Consider the following 2,861-nt stretch of genomic DNA (forward strand, 5'->3'; position numbering starts at 1 on the left):
ACTATGCAGACCCCGAGGACAGGTCGCTGGTGGTTGGGGAGACCGAGTACGGCGTCGGTTTCTGCAGTGTCCTGGCACGGGGAAACACGGTGGCCACCCAGTTCCACCCGGAGAGAAGCGGCGAGGCCGGACTCCGGATATACGACAACTTTCTGAAGCTCGCCCGGATGGCGGGCTGAAGAGCAGGTAAGTGCGAGGGATTTAGTGAAATGCTGACCAGGAGGATTATCCCCTGCCTCGACGTCACGGACGGACGAGTTGTCAAAGGGACCAGCTTCGTGGAGCACCGCGACGCCGGCGACCCGGTTGAGCTTGCCCGCCATTACTACGAAGAAGGCGCTGACGAACTGGTCTTCCTGGATATCACGGCGACACCTGAGGAACGGAACACGATGGTCAACGTGGTGGAACGGGTTGCCGAGCAGGTCTTTATGCCCCTGACGGTGGGTGGAGGACTGCGCGGTATTGATGATATGCGGCGTATGCTCATGGCCGGTGCCGACAAGGTGGCCATAGAATCGGCGGCGGTGCTCAATCCCGGCCTGATAACCGAAGGTGCCCGTAAATTCGGCAGCCAGTGCATCGTGGTATCAATCGATGCCAAGAGAGTGGCCGGGAGCAGCCCACCTCGCTGGGAGGTATACGTCTACAGCGGGCAGAGACCCACCGGGAAGGACGCCGTGGACTGGGCACGGAAGGCGGTTCAGCTTGGTGCCGGAGAAATACTGCTCAATAGTATGGATGCCGATGGTACCCAGGCGGGCTACGACCTGGAGCTGCTCCGCACCGTCTCGGAACTGGTCACGGTGCCGGTTGTCGCCAGCGGCGGCGCCGGGACACCGGAAGACCTCTACCAGGCCCTGGTACTGGGCAGGGCTGATGCTGTCCTTGCCGCCAGCATCTTCCACTACGGCATGTACTCCATTCGGGACACCAAGGAGTATCTCGCTGAGCGGGGTATCCCGGTCCGGCTCCACAAAGGACTGAAGAATAGCGGGTGATGACCCGTAGGGTCAAACTTCGTGTCTGTCGGTAGACAAGCTCGATACACTTCAGGACTGGCAGTGCCGACAGAAACGCTGTATCATGTATGGAAAGAGCCAACATGAGGGAGAATAAGATGGAAAACAGAAATGCCGAGGGCAAGGAATACGTCCTCAAGATGGCTAAGGAGCATAACGTCAAGTTCATCTGGCTGTGGTTTACCGATATCCTTGGTGTGCTGAAGAGCTTCGCTATCGACATCAATGAGCTGGAAGTCGCCCTGGAAGAAGGGATGGGCTTCGATGGCTCCTCAATCGAGGGCTTTGCCCGAATCGACGAAAGCGACATGATTGCCCTGCCTGACCCGGATACATTCCGCCTGGTACCGTGGCGACCCCGTGAGCACAATGCTGTGGCGCGGATGTTCTGTGATATTCACCACCCCAGCGGAGACCCATTCGAGGGAGACCCCCGTTACATCCTGAAGCGGAACCTGAAACGTGCCGCCGATATGGGCTATACCTTTTACGTGGGACCGGAGCTGGAGTACTTCTACTTCAAAGACGACAAGGGTACGGAGCCCCTGGATAAGGGCGGCTACTTTGACCTCACCCCGATGGATGCCGCCACCGACCTCAGGCGCGAGACGGTACTGATTCTCGAGCAGATGGGTATCGATGTCGAGTACTCCCACCACGAAGTCGCTCACAGTCAGCACGAGATAGACATAAGGTATACGGATGCCCTGACTATGGCGGACAACGTGATGACCTACCGGCTGGTAGTTAAAGAGGTAGCCATGTTAAACGGTGTGTACGCCTCCTTCATGCCCAAGCCGGTCTTCGGCATCAATGGCAGCGGTATGCATGTTCACCAATCACTATTCAGGGGCGACAAGAACGCCTTTCATACCGAGGATAATGAGTATCACCTGACCGAAGAGGCCAGGAAGTATATTGCCGGCCTCCTGAAGCATGCTCCGGAGATTACGGCGGTCTGCAACCAGTGGGTCAACTCATACAAGCGCCTTGTGCCCGGCTACGAGGCACCGGTGTACCTCTCCTGGGCGCGGCGCAACCGGTCTGACCTCATCCGCGTCCCCGAGTACAAACCGCATCGGGAGCATGCCACCAGGGTTGAGTTCCGTTCCCCTGACCCTGCCTGCAACCCCTACCTTGCCTTCAGCGTGATGCTGGCTGCCGGCCTGGAGGGAATCGAAAAGAGCTACGAAGTGCCGGAGCCCGTGGAAGAGAACGTGTACGAAATGACCGAGGCTGAGCGGGAGAAGCGGGGTATCGGGACCCTGCCCTCCAGCCTCTGGGATGCAATCAAGCTCACCGAGCAGAGTGAGCTGGTGCGAAAAGCCCTCGGAGACCACGTCTTCAATGCCTTCATTACCAACAAGAAGATTGAGTGGGACCAGTACCGCACCCAGGTCACTGACTATGAGCTTATGCGATATCTACCGGTACTCTAGTAGGGTGCTGAAAAAGGGGAGTCCAGAGGGCGCCGCCTCTTCTTAGAGGCGCCCCCTTCTGGCAGGGGTCTGGGGGTGTCCCCCAGATATAATATTTCCCCCCTTCCGCAGAAGGCTCCTTCCTGGCTAGGAAGGGGGTCAGGGGGTTGGTCGAAAGGGTTTTTCAGCACCCTGCTAATGCTCCTGGTCGTGCCTGGCAACATGCCACCACCCCAGATTCTTCGGCTATGGCCTGCTGGCTTTGCCAGCAGGTACGCTCAGAATGACATGGCGGGTAGGTTGGTTGTACTCAATCTTAGTTGTTGTTTACTTTACAATTCGTGAACATGACAGATAGCACTATTTTGGACAGGTTGAAATTTCATGCTTCTTCTCCTACAATGTGTTCGTGAATTCCAAA

2 protein-coding genes are annotated in these 2,861 nt (G+C 57.3%); both read left to right on the top strand.

What is annotated here, in order from left to right; translation table 11 throughout:
* Positions 1-209 precede the first annotated feature (209 nt).
* Positions 210-1,001: an imidazole glycerol phosphate synthase subunit HisF gene (gene hisF, locus VMW13_04390; GenBank protein HUV44054.1), complete on the top strand. Its 792-nt coding sequence runs from the start codon at positions 210-212 to the stop codon at positions 999-1,001.
* A gap of 119 nt (positions 1,002-1,120) precedes the next feature.
* The gene (locus VMW13_04395) at positions 1,121-2,461 is read left to right on the top strand and encodes a glutamine synthetase family protein (protein HUV44055.1); all 1,341 of its coding nucleotides are present in this window, start codon (positions 1,121-1,123) and stop codon (positions 2,459-2,461) included.
* Positions 2,462-2,861: the final 400 nt, after the last annotated feature.

This window comes from Dehalococcoidales bacterium, from assembly GCA_035529395.1.
Lineage (GTDB): Bacteria > Chloroflexota > Dehalococcoidia > Dehalococcoidales > Fen-1064 > DUES01.

Excerpts from the sequence above, each read along its gene's own strand:
- hisF (HUV44054.1), top strand. The coding sequence starts at position 210 with ATGCTGACCAGGAGGATTATCCCCTGCCTCGACGTCACGGACGGACGA.
- VMW13_04395 (HUV44055.1), top strand. The coding sequence starts at position 1,121 with ATGGAAAACAGAAATGCCGAGGGCAAGGAATACGTCCTCAAGATGGCT.